17 protein-coding genes are annotated in these 16,989 nt (G+C 55.8%); 7 read left to right on the forward strand and 10 right to left on the reverse strand.

Annotated elements, in window-relative coordinates:
* Positions 1-68 precede the first annotated feature (68 nt).
* Together JUK32_RS11890 and JUK32_RS11895 are read right to left on the reverse strand one after the other, a co-directional pair.
* On the reverse strand, positions 69-1,112 hold the full coding sequence (locus tag JUK32_RS11890) for a DMT family transporter (RefSeq protein WP_204139074.1): 1,044 nt from the start codon (positions 1,110-1,112) through the stop codon (positions 69-71).
* Positions 1,113-1,327: 215 nt separating this feature from the next.
* Entirely contained in the window at positions 1,328-2,764 is a 1,437-nt protein-coding gene (locus JUK32_RS11895) for an NAD(P)/FAD-dependent oxidoreductase (protein WP_204139075.1), read from the reverse strand.
* 81 nt (positions 2,765-2,845) lie between these two features.
* Here JUK32_RS11895 and JUK32_RS11900 point away from each other — a divergent pair, with 81 nt between their 5' ends.
* The 5 genes from JUK32_RS11900 (at position 2,846) to JUK32_RS11920 (ending at position 5,353) form a co-directional block, all read left to right on the forward strand.
* Positions 2,846-2,983, forward strand: a complete 138-nt coding sequence (locus JUK32_RS11900; RefSeq protein WP_204139076.1) for a hypothetical protein — start codon at positions 2,846-2,848, stop codon at positions 2,981-2,983.
* Positions 2,984-2,986: 3 nt separating this feature from the next.
* On the forward strand, positions 2,987-3,379 hold the full coding sequence (locus tag JUK32_RS11905; RefSeq protein ID WP_204139077.1) for a glutamyl-tRNA amidotransferase: 393 nt from the start codon (positions 2,987-2,989) through the stop codon (positions 3,377-3,379).
* 241 nt (positions 3,380-3,620) lie between these two features.
* Positions 3,621-4,646: a bifunctional 2-polyprenyl-6-hydroxyphenol methylase/3-demethylubiquinol 3-O-methyltransferase UbiG gene (locus JUK32_RS11910; protein WP_204139078.1), complete on the forward strand. Its 1,026-nt coding sequence runs from the start codon at positions 3,621-3,623 to the stop codon at positions 4,644-4,646.
* A 5-nt stretch (positions 4,647-4,651) separates the two neighbouring features.
* A complete protein-coding gene (locus JUK32_RS11915) occupies positions 4,652-4,819 on the forward strand; it encodes a hypothetical protein (RefSeq protein ID WP_204139079.1) in 168 nt (55 codons plus the stop codon).
* 393 nt (positions 4,820-5,212) lie between these two features.
* The gene (locus JUK32_RS11920) at positions 5,213-5,353 is read left to right on the forward strand and encodes a hypothetical protein (protein WP_204139080.1); all 141 of its coding nucleotides are present in this window, start codon (positions 5,213-5,215) and stop codon (positions 5,351-5,353) included.
* Positions 5,354-5,537: 184 nt separating this feature from the next.
* Here JUK32_RS11920 and JUK32_RS11925 read toward each other — a convergent pair whose 3' ends face one another.
* From JUK32_RS11925 to JUK32_RS11950, 6 genes are all read right to left on the reverse strand, one after another.
* The gene (locus tag JUK32_RS11925; protein ID WP_204139081.1) at positions 5,538-6,107 is read right to left on the reverse strand and encodes a late competence development ComFB family protein; all 570 of its coding nucleotides are present in this window, start codon (positions 6,105-6,107) and stop codon (positions 5,538-5,540) included.
* Between the two features lie 629 nt (positions 6,108-6,736).
* Positions 6,737-7,240 (reverse strand): hypothetical protein, encoded by a 504-nt coding sequence (locus JUK32_RS11930; protein WP_204139082.1) that lies wholly within the window; start codon positions 7,238-7,240, stop codon positions 6,737-6,739.
* Between the two features lie 86 nt (positions 7,241-7,326).
* A complete protein-coding gene (eno, locus tag JUK32_RS11935; protein ID WP_204139089.1) occupies positions 7,327-8,622 on the reverse strand; it encodes a phosphopyruvate hydratase in 1,296 nt (431 codons plus the stop codon).
* A gap of 250 nt (positions 8,623-8,872) precedes the next feature.
* The gene (locus tag JUK32_RS11940; protein WP_204139083.1) at positions 8,873-9,748 is read right to left on the reverse strand and encodes a C39 family peptidase; all 876 of its coding nucleotides are present in this window, start codon (positions 9,746-9,748) and stop codon (positions 8,873-8,875) included.
* Positions 9,749-10,020: 272 nt separating this feature from the next.
* Positions 10,021-12,507: an HD family phosphohydrolase gene (locus JUK32_RS11945; RefSeq protein WP_204139084.1), complete on the reverse strand. Its 2,487-nt coding sequence runs from the start codon at positions 12,505-12,507 to the stop codon at positions 10,021-10,023.
* A gap of 414 nt (positions 12,508-12,921) precedes the next feature.
* On the reverse strand, positions 12,922-13,752 hold the full coding sequence (locus tag JUK32_RS11950) for a hypothetical protein (protein ID WP_204139085.1): 831 nt from the start codon (positions 13,750-13,752) through the stop codon (positions 12,922-12,924).
* 207 nt (positions 13,753-13,959) lie between these two features.
* Between JUK32_RS11950 and JUK32_RS11955 the strand changes: the two genes are divergently transcribed.
* Positions 13,960-14,547, forward strand: a complete 588-nt coding sequence (locus tag JUK32_RS11955; RefSeq protein ID WP_204139086.1) for a peptidoglycan-binding protein — start codon at positions 13,960-13,962, stop codon at positions 14,545-14,547.
* Between the two features lie 80 nt (positions 14,548-14,627).
* Here the strand turns inward: JUK32_RS11955 and JUK32_RS11960 are convergent, their stop codons facing one another.
* Complete coding sequence (locus tag JUK32_RS11960; protein ID WP_204139087.1) at positions 14,628-15,068, reverse strand: YbjQ family protein; 441 nt, start codon at positions 15,066-15,068, stop codon at positions 14,628-14,630.
* 4 nt (positions 15,069-15,072) lie between these two features.
* Positions 15,073-15,387, reverse strand: coding sequence for a YbjQ family protein (locus tag JUK32_RS11965; protein ID WP_204139090.1), 315 nt, complete (start codon positions 15,385-15,387; stop codon positions 15,073-15,075).
* A gap of 260 nt (positions 15,388-15,647) precedes the next feature.
* On the opposite strand from JUK32_RS11965, the gene mgsA reads away from it, so the two are divergent.
* Positions 15,648-16,913 carry a methylglyoxal synthase gene (gene mgsA / locus JUK32_RS11970; protein WP_204139088.1) on the forward strand — a complete coding sequence of 422 codons (1,266 nt, stop codon included), beginning with the start codon at positions 15,648-15,650 and terminating at the stop codon, positions 16,911-16,913.
* Positions 16,914-16,989: the final 76 nt, after the last annotated feature.

Here is a 16,989-nt window from a genome sequence, read left to right on the forward strand (position 1 = left end):
CTCTTCGCGAGTCGACGCCCCTCTAGTCGATAGATTGGGCCTTCACCCTGGAGGCGGTGCGATCGGGGCTACACACCTTTATAAATCACTTGCTCGCTGACCGCGACTGGAGCAGGAGGTGAGGGCGGCGGTGACAGCACAGCCCGATTCAATTGCTGCACGCCGACTTGGTTCAGCATAATTCCAACCAAAATGACGGCTCCCCCAACGTACTGGGCCACGGTTGGGACTTCACCCAAAATTAGATAAGCCGCCAAAACGCCAGCAATGGGAGTAAACGCCGTCGCGAGGGAGATTTCGCTAGCCGTACTGCTTTTCAGGCCCGCAAACCAAGCCAGTTGACCACCCACAACAATGACGGCACTGTACAGCAGCATCCAACGCCACAAAAAGGGGGAAGTCACATCCATAAAGTGGCTCGGCTCGAACAGGAGGATGGTCGCGGTGAAAAAGAACACAGTGCCGACCATCGTCCGGTAGACGTTAAAAAAGCCCAGCGGCACAGTCTGGAGACTAATTTTGCTAATCAGATTGGCGATCGCCTGCAATCCAGCCGCCACCAGCACCAAGAGGTCTCCCCGACCAATGGTGAGTCCGATGGTCGTCTCCACGACACCCGGATTCACGGTCGGCAGCAACACCGTCAATGCCACCCCGACAAACGCCACAATTGCCCCCAGCGTCACAGCGACATTGACCTGTGCGCCAAGAAAGATGACCGACAGAGCCAGTGCCAGTGGCGCACTGAGCTGACTGAGCAGCACCACGTTATTCACGGCTGTGATAGCGAGCGCCGTAAAAATCAGCATGGGCACCAAAGCACCGCCCACAACCGCAATCAGAGTGAGAATGGCCCACTGACGCCCCGAAATCTGCCGCAGCAGCCCAGGCCGTAACTGCCGATGATAGAGCACCATCAGCAAACCTAACGCACACACATTCCCCACAAACAAGACATTGCAAGCAGAGACGGGATTATGACCATCGACAAAATGTGCCGCACCTAGATCTGTGAGTTGTCGCGTCACCGCGTTAGCGGCACCAAAAATCAAGATGGCAATGATGAGATAGACCCGACCCGATGCTTGAAATCCCTGACTCTGACGCGCCATATACAAATATCCTTAACGGTTGAGCCGTTGGAGCAAAAGTCACAGAATCGATGAACCCCTGTGAACACGCTTCAACCCTCCTGACAGACCTGCTTCGCAATTGCGGCTGGAGCCTTCACCCGCGTGACGACGACAGCTCAGTCATCGAGATGATCGCTCCAGCACGGCATCATCGCGGTGGGGCAACTGATGGCACTTTAGCCCAGCAGTGGCGGTTAGCGACCCAGCGATCGCCGGAAGTCAAAGAAGCGCCGCAGGAGATTCTGCAAACGGGTGTTCTCGGCATAGCTCTGCTTCGTCAGTTGCAGCGCCGTTTTGCTGTTGATTTCCGCCAGGGTAGGGTACACGTGAATGATGGATTTCAGCGCCCCCACTTTGAGTTTGTAGCTCATCGCCAGCACCACTTCGTGAATCAGTTCCCCGGCAGCTGGCCCCACTATATGTGCTCCTAAAATCTCGCCATTTTTGCGGGTGATAAATTTGGCAAACCCGATGCCCGCCCCTTCGGCCAGGGCGCGATCGACGTGGTCAAAGTCATGGCGCAACACCATCAAATCGTCGCCGTAGCGTTTGCGGGCTTGCTCTTCGGTGAAGCCGACCCGCGCCAGTTCCGGTTGCGTAAACGTGGCCCAGGGAATCACCCGATAGTTTGCCTTTTTGGTGGGCAAGACCAACGCATTCTGCATCGCTACCGCGCCTTCATAGCCCGCCACATGGGTGAACTGGTAACCGCCGATGACATCCCCGGCGGCGTAAATCTTGGGGTTACTGGTCTGGAGCTTGGCGTTGACTAAAACGCCTGATTTGCCGACCTCCACCCCGGCGGCGGTCAGATTCAGCGATTCGACGTTGGGCACGCGACCGGCTGCCACCAAAATTTCGTCAACAGTGATGCGATCGCCCCGATCCGTCACGATCACCTTCTGCCCATTTTCCACCAAGACCTCTTTAGCCCGAGTCTCGGTCAACACTTGAATGCCCTCCGATTCCATCTGGGCTTGCACCACCCGCGCCGCTTCCGGCTCCTCTTTTGGCAAAATGTGGTCGCGGCTGGCAATCATCGTGACTTGACTGCCCAATCGCGCAAAGGCTTGGCCGAGTTCACACCCGATGGGGCCAGCACCAATCACGGCTAACGCCGACGGTCGCTGCTCAATGCTAAAGACATTGACGTTGGTTAAATATCCGGCCTCTTTGAGGCCGGTGATGGGGGGCAGCCCCGGACGCCCGCCGGTGGCAATCAAATACGTCCGCGCTTTGAGCTGGCGACCATTCACCTCAAAGGTTTGGCGATCGCTAAACTGTCCTTCGCCATAGATCACCTCCACCCCCAACGCCTCAAAGCGTTCGGTGGAGTCATGGACTTGAATCGTGTCGATCACGCGATGCACATGCCCCAGCGCTTCGCGGATATGGATGTCGTGAATCGAGGCATCAATGCCATAGGTGGCGGCATGGCGAACCTCGTGGGCGACGCGGGCAGCATGAATCAGCGACTTACTGGGCACGCAGCCATAATGCAGGCAATCGCCGCCCAAGCGGGGCTCTTTTTCCACTAGCGCCACTTTGGCATTTAGCTGCGCCCCAGCACTGGCCGCGACTAACCCAGCGGAACCGCCCCCGATAATCACCAGATCATACTCAACCGCCATTTGCTGTGCCTCGCTTGTGCTGTCTCTAGTTGTAAGCCTATTTAGATTGTTCGCCGACTATCTGAGCCAGGGCTGAGAATAATGTTTAGAATTACCGAGCGGATCGTGATTGATGGCGATCGCCGCCAATTACCCAGTCGTTGCCACTGGGCGCGAGCCGACCCATCAGCAACTCTGCTCAGCGGGCCTCGCCTGCCATTACTCGATGTCTCCCCTTAACCCATGACGGAAACCCTGAAACTTGCGGTGAATGGTACGTTGATGCGTGGCCTCGCGCTCAACCCGAATCTCTTGAATGTGGGAGCCACCTTTGATGGCGAGACCCAGACCGAACCGGCGTATCGACTGTGGACCATTGATGACCAATATCCGGCCATGATGCGCGTCGCGGCAGGGGGAGCCGCGATCGCGGTGGAAGTGTGGCAGGTGCCCCTAGCCGGTCTCGGCATTGTGCTGGGCCAAGAACCCCCTGGGTTAGCGATCGGCAAAGTCAAACTCGCGACGGGGGAAACCGTCCTGGGCGTAATTGGCGAACCGCTCACCGTGGCAGGCAAGCCAGAAATCACCCAATTTGGCGGCTGGCGAGCTTATCAGGCCAGCTTAGAGGGTGCCTAAAAAGTTCTCTAGCCTAGGTTTGCCACCTGGAACACCTAGAAACACGACGATGAAAGAGGCGTTTCAGCCCAGTCTCAAGGGTCTTAGGTCATCTTTGCTACGCCAAAAACCTTGTCATGAAAACTTGCGCCGCACTCCGGCACCATAGGCTCAGACCCATCCAGCCTGCTGCTACCGACTTTTGGTGCAGTAGACACCTTAAAGTGAGTGATATAGTTTTAACGACCTAACCTCCTGACATATGGTTAAATCTTTTTTTTCTAAAGTCGCTAGACGTATAAAAACATCGGTTCCAGCTTCTGTCGCAACGCCGCTTGCTGCCGCCACGAATAATCCCTGGAATGCGAATGAGCCCGTCAGTTATGACGGTATGTGGTTGGGGTGCAATACCTGCGTCAAGCATATTCAGCGTAAGGTTTCTGGTGACGAAAATACCCACTGGTTAACCTATGCTGTGCAGAAGTATTTAGGGGGCGCGATCGGGCAAATTTCTGCCGACAAAGACCGGACAGAGTATCGCTGTCTCATCTTGGGAGCCAATGAAGGCCATGTCGAGCGAGAGTTATGTCAGCATGGTTTTATCGGTGAAATTGTCGCTTCTGACATTGCTGATAAAGCCTTAGCCAGAGCTGCTGAAAAGTCGAAGGAATTAGGCTATGAAAATATCACCTATGTAGTCGCTGATCTAAACGGAGATCTCGCTGACCTTCCAGGCATGTTCGACTTCATTATTTTTGAAGGCGTTTTGCATCATATTGTCAAAATTGAGGAATGCTTACAGCATCTCCAAAATAAGTTACTGCCTGGAGGATTGATGTTGGGAGTGGAGTTTCATGGTGCTTTTCGCTTTCAACTCCCTGAACATCAAGTGAAATGGATCAACGCTGCTCTAGCTACAATCCCAAAATCTTTGCGGCCTTTTCCCCGTGACGAATTTGGCATGTATCCGGCTTCTCCCCAAGACAACCTGCGAGTTCACTATGTTGCCCCCACAGCAGAATCTATTGAGCAGATAGATCCGTCTGAAGCTATCTGTGGCTTCAAGCTCAAGCAACTGTTTACTGAGTCCTTTGAAGTCCTAGAGCAAAAAGGCTTTGGAGGCGTATTGTTGTCCTACATGACGGGGCATTTTGACTTTAAGCGCGCCAATGAAGATCCCTTTGCCGATACCTGGCTCAAGAACTTAATCCAGATTGAAGACACATTAATAGAAACTGGAATTCTCGAAGACGAGTACATTTTTTGGGCTCTAAAAAAGAAAGACTAAGGCTCATGTTCAAAGAACGTGCCAATACTTTTGAAGGCTTCTATCTAGGCGGTTTTAGCCTTATATTCCACAACGCCTTAGCCAGAGCCAACAAATACAAAACTCCTTGGCTGTCGGGATCTTACTGCGGGTTGCGACAGACAAACGGAGCGGCCATGGCGATCGCCGCTTAACCCGCACAATACTGACCTAAAGACAACTACTGCCTTGATGATGGCATCGGTATGAATCAGGGTTTCGGACCAGGGGCCTCCATCAAAACCTGGGCTGCACGACCTCAGTCGCCGGAGTCTGGGGCAAGGCAATGACCATGACATTGATGGGGCGATAGGATGTCCCCATTCTACGGAAACCCCCATTTCATGCCTGGCACTCCTCTCAACGCCGCCAATGGACATCACTTTTTTGTTGAGATTCATTAAAACCGTATCATTTACTACAGTTTTAGCGGCAGCCTTTAAATACCCCTTGCTGATTTCTGAAGGCTCATGGAATCTTGCCCGATCGCACGATCGGGGGTCGGCAAGCGGTGATGTAGTTAGGCACGGGCCAAAGCGAGTTTTCAAATGAAATATAGCGATCGCGAACAGAAACGGCAGAAGCAGCAAAAAATCAATGAATTGCGTCATCAGCTCCGCTATGCCAATGACTATCGAGAACGTGATTACCTTGCCATGCAAATCGACGCCATGCGTCGGCATGGTTAGGCCGTGAGCACGAAGTAAGCTCTGGGCAACTAGCTCGGTCCGGAGCACTGTCATGACGCCAAATTAATGATTTAGCCCATTTAAGTGGCAGATCGGTTGAGGTCGGCCGGTCAGCAATTGGCGGTAGCAAGTGCGATCGCCAACTGGGTTAGTCCCCAACCGACATCGTCAAAGTGACCTCACACTAGCGCTGCCATGACTGAGCCTGACGCTGCTTAGGAATCCAAGTGGTGCGGCAACCATAGACGCCTGGGCGCAGGGCGGTACTTTTGAGTTCGCTCGCCTCTTTAGCATAGCCCTGCGCTGTGGCCCGACGAGTCGGGGGCAGCGGTGTCGGCGAGACCAAGGCTTGGGCCACACTTTGAGGATGGCTGGTCGGCTGCCGCTGACACTGAGCCAGCACAGCGAGCGCCTTATCCCAGGTCAAATTGGGCGCTTCTAGCCATTGCTGCAACAGGGCCAGGGCCGCTTCGGCTTGCTGTTGTGGGGCGTCAATTTGCAGGGGCTGTGCCGCCCGCAACGGGTCCCCCTGCACGGCGGCCAAAGCTTGCCGAACCGCTTGAGTAATTTGTCCTGGCAGCTCTTTCTGCGCCTTAGCGCGCTGATAGTCGAGGCCACGTTCACTCGCGGCATACAGAGCCGGTAAACGATTGAGCGCAAACGTCTCAATTTCACTCCGTTTCAGATACTTGGCTAAGCGCGACGGTAAGTCTTGTAGTTGGCGATCGACTTCGTCGGCGACCAATAACTCCATGACGTTGAAGTGTGTTGTGGAGGGAGTAAGTTGCGGCTGACTGAGCATAATTGCACCGATTAACACTATGACAAGCAATAGGGAACAGGAATCCCAGTCCCCAAATCAGCACTGAATCAAAATGTGCTTTCTAATACCAGAATATTCCCGTAGATTGCATTGCTTAAAATAAAACACGCAATCTTAAAATTACGGTCAACGTGTCAGACGAACCTGGTCAGAGTTTTCAGGTAGTGAGATCGGCGACGGGGCATCACTGTGTTCTAGAGCACCGGAAATGACTAAATTATTGAACAACGTAGAGCGTCTTCAAATGTGCTTCATGCTACGTGATGAAGCTCACGGAGCGTGCAAAATCCAAGCTTTTGGAGCCACCTGAGTGGCGACAGCAACAGACAAATTGGAAGCGTCTACCAGCTGCGCGATGCCCCAAATCTTGGGTGGTTTCAGATGATCAGGGGAGCGATCGCCCCATGGACGGCTCAGACTGCGGGGGCGGAGTTATCGGCACAGATCGAAACCCACAGTCAGTAATTAACCCACCAAGCGATCAACTCTCAATCACAAAAATTGGGGCGATGCTTGGAGGGTTCAGGTCTCTATGCTCGCGGCAGACTGCACGCCAGCACTCAATCGTTCACCTGGTCGGGTAGCCAGACATTGGGATCACCCGCGACCCGGACACCAGAATCTTTGCCATAGCGAATAACGACGATGTTGGCATCGTTCCGTCCGACATCCAGATAGCCAGCGGCCCAGCGATCGAAACTCGTCACCCCAGTGACCTCCAAATAATACGCACCGGGATCGAGTCGGACAACATGGTCGCGGCGAGTATTGTTAGCGCGAAAGAGTAGCCGACCGTCCAGATAAATGCTGGCCCAGTCGTTACCCTCAGCCATAAAGCGCACCGTCACCGGCTGTGCCACCTCGCGCCGGGGCACCACAATTATCGGGTAGCCGGGAATGATCACGGGCACTTGGATGGTGATGTCGGCCAGGTGCAGAGATTGTGCGCGCATGGGTGTCGTGGTGGGTAGAGCCGCCCCTGTGGTGAGCCAGGCGGTGCTAGCGGCTAGCAGTGCGCCTACGAGCGATCGCCCCCATCTTTGGGGTCGCCATTGTTGAACCATGATGAAATCTCCCACCGACCAACTGGAATATTTCCAGCATAGTCGGTCGGTGGGTGGGGGCGATCGCGCCTAGTCCAGTTTGCGAGTTAGCTAACTTTTGGCCCCATGCCGACGGTCCCCGCATACACGGCTTGGTCACCGAGTTCGTCTTCGATACGCAGCAGACGATTGTACTTCGCAATGCGCTCACTACGGCTCAGGGAACCGGTTTTGATTTGGCCGGCCCGGGTCGCGACCGCGAGATCGGCGATGGTGGTATCTTCGGTTTCCCCAGAGCGATGGCTAATGACCGAGGTAAAGCGGTTGCGAGTGGCGAGGTCAATGGTTTCTAGCGTTTCCGTCAAGCTGCCAATCTGATTGAGCTTGATCAAAATCGAGTTGCCGGTGCCTTCACTAATCCCTTTTTGCAAACGGGTGGCATTGGTGACAAACAAGTCATCGCCGACGAGTTGTGTTTTGCTGCCCAGCTTTTGCGTGAGGGCTGCCCAGTTACTCCAGTCTTCCTCATGCAGCCCATCTTCAATGGAAACGATGGGGAATTTTTGCGTCAGATCGGTCAAGTAATCAATCAAAGTAGCGGGGGAATGGGTCGCGCCATCGTAGGTGTATTGACCATCCTTGTAGAATTCACTAGCAGCCACATCCAGGGCCAGGGCCACTTGTTCGCCCGGTTTATAACCAGCCTGCTCGATCGCTTGAATCAACAATTCCAGCGCTTCCTGGTTAGAGCCTAAGTTGGGGGCAAAGCCGCCCTCATCGCCCACGCCCGTGAGCAAGCCTTTACCCTTCAAGACTTTGCTCAGGCTCTCGAACACTTCCGCCCCCCAACGCAACGCCTCGCCAAAGGTCGGCGCACCGACGGGCACAATCATGAATTCTTGAATGTCGACATTGTTGTCAGCATGGGCTCCGCCGTTGACCACGTTCATCAGCGGCACGGGCAAAAGATTGGCCAGTGGCCCGCCCAGGTAGCGATACAGGGGCAGACCGACAGCGGCGGCCGCCGCTTTTGCATTGGCAAGGGAAACGGCCAGAATGGCATTGGCACCGATTTTTGATTTGTTTTCAGTGCCGTCGATTTCCAGCATGATCGTATCCACGACGGATTGCTCCAGGGCATTGACGCCGATGAGTTCGGGGGCGATCGCTTCCTCGACGTTTTCCACCGCTTTGAGGACACCCTTGCCGCCGTAACGATTCGCGTCACCATCCCGCAGTTCATGAGCCTCAAACGTGCCCGTCGATGCGCCGCTGGGGACTTGCGCCAGTCCCGCCGCGCCCCCCGCCAGATAAACCTCAGCTTCAATCGTGGGCCGACCGCGCGAATCGAGAATTTCGCGGGCTCGAATATCTTCAATTGAGGTGTCTAGTTCGTCAAACATCATCGCCGGATGCTCCATAGGTATTGCAAAGGGAGAGCGCTACTCATCGGTCACGACATGGTTTTTGCGATCGCAGCTTGGATGCGTTAGCCGTTGCGATCGGCCCAGCACTCCCGACCAGTAAGCATACGCTGTTCTTACGCGGTCTCAACACAGACCGCGCTATTTTTCCAGAATTTTGAGGGGTTCACCGAGCTTGCCGCTGCTTTTGTTAAAGCCCGCTGACATACTGCGGTGCTGGCCGCATGTTTTACAGTCCCGTCGGTAGGCCCGTTGGTTTGCCGTTAACGCTGGTGACAATGCGTCCCCAGCCGGCTTCGTTGCCCATATCCCAAAAAATGCGCTGCATCACATCGTAGGAATAGGGATCAAACGCCGCCCAAGCGTTGATGTCGTAAGAATCGCTGGCCCCATAGCGAATGCCGTAGGGATCGTGTACCAAAAACTTGCGCTGGACAGGGTCGTGGCCCACAATCACACAGATGTGACCACTGCTCTTGTATGCAAACCCCACCACCATGGGAATACCATAGCTGAGCGACAGCATGACATCTTTAGAAGAAATGGAGCGGCTGAAGTAAGAATTGATGCCGATTTCCTTCAGCGCCTTGGTTTGCGCCGGATGGTCAATCGTGTCGCCATACTTGGAAACAATCCGCATAAACACCGACTCCGGTTCGGGATACCCCTTTTGCTTGGCAGCTTTGGTCAGTGCGCCCTGCAAGAGATAATCCGCCAACATGCAGTTGCTGGTGGTGTTGCACTGTCGCCAGCCCGCCCCAAAGACCCGTGAGTCGTTGTCGTTTTGCTGAAAGTAGGGCACCTGAAGCTTGATCAGCTTTGTCGTGTCCAGGGGCAGTTTACTATCGGGGACGTTGTCTTTTTCCCCCTCAATCTCGATATGGGGATCGTAGGCGTAAACTTTTTGGATTTTCACCGCTCGATCTAAGGTCGGAAACGGTGACGCCAGTTCCATAAATACGTGCTGATTTCGGTCTGGCGCGTAGCGATAGATGAAAAACTCATGCCCCTCAGGAACATAGATCTTTTCTTTATCGCTTAAGTCACTAGAGGGAATCGGCTCCGTCTTTAAGAAGGTATTTCCCAGCGCTTTAGCCTTCGGCATCTTCAACGTCTCCTTGTTGACCGGGGTAGATCGCCACTCACCCAGTGTGGATCAGTTTTTCAGAAACCGATCAGCAAGATTGCAAGGACTTAACTTTTGGCCGACGTGAGCGTGAGCGGTGGCCCAGTCGAGCCGTCATGATGAATGCGCCTCTTGGTCTGATCGACGGGCAAATTAGGTCGGCGCTGGAAATCAACGTATCGGCTCCTGACGCGCCACTAACTCGGCCACCCAGCCCCAGCCTGGGTATTAGTTACTCGCCAGCCTCTCAGCTACGTGCGACCCGCTACGGGATTCAGCACACTCTTGGGATAGGCGATGCGCTTGTGGTTGTATTGTTGCCACACCTGGACGAAGACTTGGGCAATGATGCTCATGTGCTCCCGAGTTAAGCCGGAATCAACGAGTTGGCCATCACGCCAGCGGGCTTTGAGAATACGGTTGACCATGGCTAAGGCTTCGGAAGGCGAAGCATCTTTGAGCGATCGCAGTGCCGCCTCGCAAGAGTCGGCCAGCATGACAATGCCGGTTTCCGGGGATTGCGGAATCGGACCGTCGTACCGAAAATTAGGTTCCTCAACGGTGATGGCGGGATCGTCTTTCGCCAGTTCCGTCGCTCGATGGTGAAAGTAGCTAATCAGCATGGTGCCCTGGTGTTCAGGAATAAAGGCCCGCACCGAGCGAGGTAAACGACAGCGGCGGGCCATGACCAGTCCCTGGCTCACATGCTTTTTGATAATGTCGGCACTCACCCAAGGATCGTCAATTTCGTCGTGCTTGTTAGGGCCACCCATCTGATTTTCGATGAAGCCTTCCGGGTCATGCATTTTGCCAATGTCGTGGTACAGCGTGCCCGCCCGCACTAATTCCACATTGCAGCGGAGCGATCGCGCCGCCGCTTCCGCCAGCGAAGCCACAAATAATGTGTGTTGAAAGGTGCCAGGCGCTTCCGAAGCCAAGCGCTGCAGCAGGGGTCGATTCGGACTCGACAGCTCGGCTAAGCGAATGGGCGTCACCAGGTCAAAGACGTGCTCTAGATAGGGACTCAGCCCAAGCGCGACCACGCTGGAAACGACGCCGTAAATGCCCTGCATGATGGCCCCCGTCAGCGGCAGATACCAGGTAGTCAACGCCACGGGACTAATCATCCACGTGAGTACAAGGTAGACCGCCCCCTGAATGATGCCGACCACGCCACCGAGCAAAGCGAGTTCTTCGCGCGATCGCAGGCGCGGGGCGATGAGGCTACAGACCAATCCCCCGGCGGCACTGGCCAGCAACGGCACCGGACTCACTCGGGTGCCCACCGGCAGCAACAGCGCCGTGAGACCGACTAACGTGGCCCCGAGGGCCGTGCCATAAAAACTGCTCGCCAAGAGGCCCAGGGCGGGCAAACTATAGACCGCAAAGCCCAAAATACTGAGGCCCGACACCCCCAAAATCATGCACACCACTAAGACATAATCAGGCCCTCGGAGACCCGGACGACGGGTGCGCTCGACGACCAGAAACAGCACGACGCCGCCGGTCACCAAGACCCCAAAGCCCAACAGTCCCCACACATTCAACCGGCGCTGACTGAGGGCGAAATAATCCAACAGAACAAACGTTGGCTGATCAATCTCTTCGCCCTGACGGATGATAATGTCACCTGATTGGACGCTCACGGTCACAGGTTCGACCTTTTCAGCGGCGGCTTCGGCCTGGGCTCGGGTTTTCTCAGGATCTTGGACTAAGTTTGGCCCGAGCACCGTCATGATCAACTCTTGGCCCAGATCTTGTGCCGCCGGGGGAATTTGCCCCTGCAAATGTTCGTTGACGGCGATCGCGAGCAGATCTGCCTGCACCCCTTCTGGAATGCCTTGCAGCAGCATCAAATCAAGCGTGCGCCGCACCTGTTGGCGGACGGTACGCCATTCCGCATCGGAAAGACGCAGCAACACGGGCATTGGGGGAATCGCCCGATCCACTTCTGCGAAGCGAGCGAAGCCTTCTTGGGCCCGGCGGAAATTATTGCGGGCCGTTTCAAAGATGAGCTGCAACGCTTCCAGTTCTAACGCGTCGGCTAATTGCTGATAACGGACGAGGTCGCGGGCCACTTTTTGCTGTTCAGGGGTAAGGTCAGCATAGTCTGGCTGCTGAGTGAGCAGGGTCAGCGGTGCCACCGTGTTGTCAGCGCCTTGCAAATCGGTAGCGACGGCAATCACCACCGACCAGATGGGGGCCCACTCTGTCGTCGCTGCTTCGCGAATATAAGTTTGCGTCGCCGTCGGCAGTTGACGACCGTCAATCAGGGGAAAGTCGCCCGCTTGCTCCCGCAGAATTTCGGCTTGCTTGAGTAGATTATCGAGGGAGTTTTGAATGCTTTGGCTGGCTTCCAGATTGGGCACCAAGACAGGAACGGCCCCATTCCGGGCGGCGGTTCTTTGGGCCTCAGTGGTCTCTTCATCAACGACCGAGGCACTATCAGGCGCAATGATGGTTTTCGGCGACATTGTGCCGACCTGGAGCTCCGGTTGGCGATAGTAGCGCTGTCCCATCGCCGCAGTGAGCGCCAGTACCGAAAGACTCAGGGCGATCGCCGGACGTACACGCTGGGTCTTGTGGCGATCGCTGGGGCGCGATCGCTTCACACTCGGCGGGGGCGGCAAAGTGGGAATCAGTAACCCTTCGACCCGACGCCGGGGCCAAAATCGCAGCGGGCTACCGGAGTCAAGTGAGTTGGCTGTGGGGGGACGCTCAGCGGTACGTCTCCCCACAGCATCTTCACCTGAGGGGGGTGCCTGAGGGGTTGACCCGAGCTGTCCGTGTCGAAACCATCGCCAAATCTTGTTCATGGTCATCTCAATTAGGGGGTGACCTATCCATGCAGCATGACCAATAGGCAGGGGCGCTGACGTATCTTGTTAACCATTAATGCATGCCTCAGTTGGAAGATCGTTCACACCAGTCAAACAGTCGCGTAGCGGCAGGCCAACCAGCCAGTCCATCGGTTTAACAGGGCCAAGAGCCGCTCAGAGGCCAGGGATCGGGCAGCAGCGACCGCAGTGCGCGCAGTGGCTAGTCGGTAGACGCCGTCGCTCGGGCCGCAACCAGCCAGTTTCAACGACTCAATCGTCTCATCATCCCTTTATGAGTAGCTATCTCAATATTATAAACGCCATAAAGTTTGGTTACAGAAAGGCACAGTTTGAGGAAAGATTCGGGAGCTGAATCGCCACCAAGGGCGATCGCTCTGGATTGCCGGAATATTGCCCCGACCATCGTTGCCAGAGAGTTTCAGACCAGAGCGCTAACTGGTTGCCGGTCGAGCAGTGCCAGCGCTGCTGGAGCCAGCCTTGTCGAGGCGGACTCGGTTGCTGGAGCCAGTGGCGATAGCGCATCGGGATGCTGGGTAAATCGCCCCAACTAGCGCTCAGGATAGCCGTTAAGATGACGCTGCCTGGGGGAGGCGTCGACAACTGCAAGCTTTGGCCCACAGCCAGCTGAAAGTCTCCTTGGGCAGTCAATAGCGCCTCCAGAGCGGTACTGAGCCCTGCCGCTGGGCTCGACTGCGGCTGAGCCCCTGACGGGGCAGGCGATAGCTGCTGACCTAAGGCGTACAAGGTAGCGGCATCTTGTTGCAGGCTGGCTTGCAAACAAGCGTCAAAAATCGCTGAGATAGTCACCTGAGGCAGCGGCGGGTTCTCGTCTCCTAGGGCGGCTGGCAGTGGCCGTTGATCGAGGGTGCTGAGCCGTTGGGGGAGATCGGTGAGTAGGGCCGCAATGGTCGGAGGCTCAGTGGCGATCGCCGCCTCAGACATCTGGCTAGTTAACGGCGCGGTGAGGGCAGCGGCGATCGCGTGACACCAGTCATCTTGGACAATCGCGATCGCGGCCCCAGCCCTCGGAGGCCGCGCCGCCGCGCCGCGAGTGCCCCAAGGCAACTGCCCCTGACTCACCGCATCGGCAATCACCATGCCGACCAAAATTGCCTGGAACTGACTATTGCGAAAAGAAACCATAGGAATTGGTTAACCGTCTAGCACTCTACGGTACCCTATGAAAAATTTGCGGTATAGTCATGTGCCCCAATTGCCGACTGCGGCTCCCATAACAGTTGGATAATTAACATGTTGCCGACGCTGCCACATCTGTTTACCCCGCTTGTGAAATCTATGAATTGCGCCCGTCTCCGCTCTCGTTTAGTTGGTTCTGGATTATTACTGGGTTTGGCCGCAACGACTGTGGTGATGATGCCGATCGCGGCGATCGCGATCGATGCCGCCGCGGTCGAACTCGCCCAAACCACAAGTCGTCCAACGATACGACTGGGCAGCAGCGGCAACACCGTCTCCGAACTACAAGGCATGTTGACCTTGCTCGGTTATTTTGAAGACCCGATTGATGGCCGCTATCAGCTCACGACAGAAGCCGCCGTTAAAGCCTTCCAAATAGATGCGGGGTTAGTGGATGATGGCGTTGTGGGGCCAGCGACTTGGGCCAAGTTATTGCCCAATCCATCCACGGAGTTCACGCCGCCAGCCGTCCCCGACACACCCCCGACTGATGGGGGCACCGCGCCCGACGCAGAAGAGGAGAACGCCCCCGTGGCGTTGCCCATCTTACGACAGGGCATGGTGGGGCCAGCCGTCTCCCGAGTGCAAGAAAACTTACAGATTCGCGGCTTTTATGATGGCGCGATCGACGGCATTTTCGGCCCTGGCACCGAAGCCGCAGTGATGGATTTCCAAACCAGTGCTCAACTCGTAGCGGATGGCATTGTTGGCCCCGCCACTTGGCAAGCTCTGTTTCAATAGCTCTGGGGTGCAGCCGCTTAAAGTTAAGGAGAGAAGAGCAGCCTCGCCTCTGGTAAAAGACAACCTGAGGCGAAATTGATTTACTGCACACCCGTGCCGTAGGCGATGATCTCAACCGAGACGACCCCGTTACCGTTGTTGCCGCCCAATTCCGCCGTTTCTAACCGGACGTTGACGACTTGGCGGGCTCCCCACTGCATGGCTTCCTCTTTCATGCGGAGGATGGCTTCGCGGCGGCCCCGCTCGACCAGTGACTCAAAGACAGTGATGCGGCCCCCAAAAAAATTCATCCACCCCGCCACAAAAGTTTTGAAATAGTCGGAAGAAATCACCACGCTACCCACAAAGAGCTTGGAGCGATCGACTTCTTGCAACTGTGTCTTGGCTCCAATGTTGACTAATTTGATTTGGCGGGTGCGATACTCGCGATCGTGCAAATCTTGCAGATGTTTCTTCTCAATGTGTGACCCGGCAAAAAATCCGACTGCCAGCAGGATCAGAAAAACGCCTAAAACATCCATAGCTTTAGTCAATCTGTACGGCGGTGCCGTAGACGAACAGTTCGGCAGCGCCCTGGGTCAGCGATGAGGTCGCAAAGCGAATGTTGACGATCGCATTCGCTCCCATTTTGCTCGCCTCTTGCATCATGCGCTGGGTCGCCTCTTGGCGAGCTTCTTGCAGCAATTCGGTGTAGCCTTTCAGTTCTCCACCGACAATATTTTTGAGTCCGGCGGCAATATCACGCCCCACATTTTTAGCGCGCACAGTGCTGCCTTGCACGAGCCCCAAGTGTTTGACCGTCTTGTGGCCGGGCACGCTTTCTAAGGTGGTCAACAACATGCGGCTAGAGCGGGATAAGGCGGGTCGATCGTTCATAGTCATGGTCCTTCATAAGCGCAGCGATCGCTGCCTGCATGGTAGTCACTAGTCATGGCGGCATGGCGGTTCTATAAGCATTTCTTCCCAACCCGCCAGGTTCCGGAAACTGCTCCCTCGCAGCGCCAGCCGCTGCGAGGGAGCAGGGCAAGGGCTATGATTTTGGGAAGCTAGTTATGGTCTGGTCGCCAGCCCAACCGGCCAACGTTGATCTGGGTCACAGGATGACACACTGCATCGCGCTCATTGCCCACGATAGTAAAAAAGATGACATGGTGGCGTTTGTCACCCAACATCGTCCGGTGCTGGCCAAATATCATTTGCTGGCGACCGGCACCACAGGCCAGCGGGTGAACCAAGCCACGGAACTTACCGTTGAGCGCATGGCATCCGGGCCACTGGGAGGAGACACCCAGATTGCGGCGCAGGTCGTGGCTGGAAATGTCGCAGCGGTGATTTTTTTGGTGGATCCGCTCTATGCTCAACCCCACGAGCCCGATATTCGGGCGCTGCTGCGGGTCTGCGAGGTGTACAACGTCCCCCTCGCCACCAACTTGGCGACGGCAGACGCGGTCGTCGCCACGCTCCAGAAATCACGGGTGGGTCATTTAATTTTCAACCCGGTGGCAGGACAAGGCAATCCCGACCAAGATCTCGCCCTCATTCGCAGCTTGCTCGAACCCCAAATCCACCTCAAGGTGGTGTTGACTGATGAAGAGACCGATCCGGTGGAGCAAGCGCGGCAAGCGATCGCCGCCGGAGCCGAAATCGTCCTCGCCTCAGGTGGCGACGGCACCGTCTCAGCAGTTGCCAGTAGCTTAGTCAACACCGACATTCCCCTGGGCATCATTCCCCGTGGCACCGCCAATGCATTTGCTGGGGCACTCGGCATTGCGGCCGGCATTCGGGGCGCTTGCGACACAATTTTGGCCGGCACGACCCGCGTCGTCGATGTGGCTCGCTGCAACGGTCAGCCCTATGTCTTGTTGGCCGGCATTGGCTTTGAGGCCGAAATGGTCGATCGCGCCAACCGCGAACTCAAAAATCGCCTAGGCGTCCTCGCCTATCTGTTGGCCGGGGTGCAGCAATTTCAAGAGCAAACCGCCTTCAAAGCGATTATCGACATTGATGGCGAACGCACGGAGGTACAAACGGGAACCATCACCGTGGCGAATGCCGCCCCCGCCACCTCAGTGCTGGCCCAAGGCTTCGGTCAAGTCATTGTGGACGATGGCCTATTGGACGTGACGATCGCGACGCCTCAGACCCGGCTGCAAGGTCTCAATACCCTCACCAGCTTATTTGCCTCGGCCTTGGTAAATACACCCACCCAGCGAGAGGACATCATTCGCCTGCGGACCAAGCGCGTCAAAATCATCACCGAGCCACCGCAAAAGGTCGTGATTGATGGCGAAATTGTGACCGCCGAAACGGTCGAGTTTGAATGTTTGCCCAAAGCGCTGACGGTGCTCGCGCCTCTGGCCAACTAAGGGATCTGCAACTAAATAAAGTACCCGTTCAATCCGGTTTCGACTGCGCTCAACCTACCAGTATCGAGAGTTGAGC

Source organism: Halomicronema sp. CCY15110 (assembly GCF_016888165.1).
Classification (GTDB): Bacteria; Cyanobacteriota; Cyanobacteriia; order Phormidesmidales; family Phormidesmidaceae; genus Halomicronema.

Bases quoted from the DNA above. Each gene is read 5' to 3' on its own strand.
- JUK32_RS11890 (WP_204139074.1), bottom strand. From the start codon at position 1,112: ATGGCGCGTCAGAGTCAGGGATTTCAAGCATCGGGTCGGGTCTATCTC.
- JUK32_RS11895 (WP_204139075.1), bottom strand. From the start codon at position 2,764: ATGGCGGTTGAGTATGATCTGGTGATTATCGGGGGCGGTTCCGCTGGG.
- JUK32_RS11900 (WP_204139076.1), top strand. From the start codon at position 2,846: ATGTTTAGAATTACCGAGCGGATCGTGATTGATGGCGATCGCCGCCAA.
- JUK32_RS11905 (WP_204139077.1), top strand. From the start codon at position 2,987: ATGACGGAAACCCTGAAACTTGCGGTGAATGGTACGTTGATGCGTGGC.
- JUK32_RS11910 (WP_204139078.1), top strand. From the start codon at position 3,621: ATGGTTAAATCTTTTTTTTCTAAAGTCGCTAGACGTATAAAAACATCG.
- JUK32_RS11915 (WP_204139079.1), top strand. From the start codon at position 4,652: ATGTTCAAAGAACGTGCCAATACTTTTGAAGGCTTCTATCTAGGCGGT.
- JUK32_RS11920 (WP_204139080.1), top strand. From the start codon at position 5,213: ATGAAATATAGCGATCGCGAACAGAAACGGCAGAAGCAGCAAAAAATC.
- JUK32_RS11925 (WP_204139081.1), bottom strand. From the start codon at position 6,107: ATGGAGTTATTGGTCGCCGACGAAGTCGATCGCCAACTACAAGACTTA.
- JUK32_RS11930 (WP_204139082.1), bottom strand. From the start codon at position 7,240: ATGGTTCAACAATGGCGACCCCAAAGATGGGGGCGATCGCTCGTAGGC.
- eno (WP_204139089.1), bottom strand. From the start codon at position 8,622: ATGTTTGACGAACTAGACACCTCAATTGAAGATATTCGAGCCCGCGAA.
- JUK32_RS11940 (WP_204139083.1), bottom strand. From the start codon at position 9,748: ATGCCGAAGGCTAAAGCGCTGGGAAATACCTTCTTAAAGACGGAGCCG.
- JUK32_RS11950 (WP_204139085.1), bottom strand. From the start codon at position 13,752: ATGGTTTCTTTTCGCAATAGTCAGTTCCAGGCAATTTTGGTCGGCATG.
- JUK32_RS11960 (WP_204139087.1), bottom strand. From the start codon at position 15,068: ATGGATGTTTTAGGCGTTTTTCTGATCCTGCTGGCAGTCGGATTTTTT.
- JUK32_RS11965 (WP_204139090.1), bottom strand. From the start codon at position 15,387: ATGTTGTTGACCACCTTAGAAAGCGTGCCCGGCCACAAGACGGTCAAA.
- mgsA (WP_204139088.1), top strand. From the start codon at position 15,648: ATGACACACTGCATCGCGCTCATTGCCCACGATAGTAAAAAAGATGAC.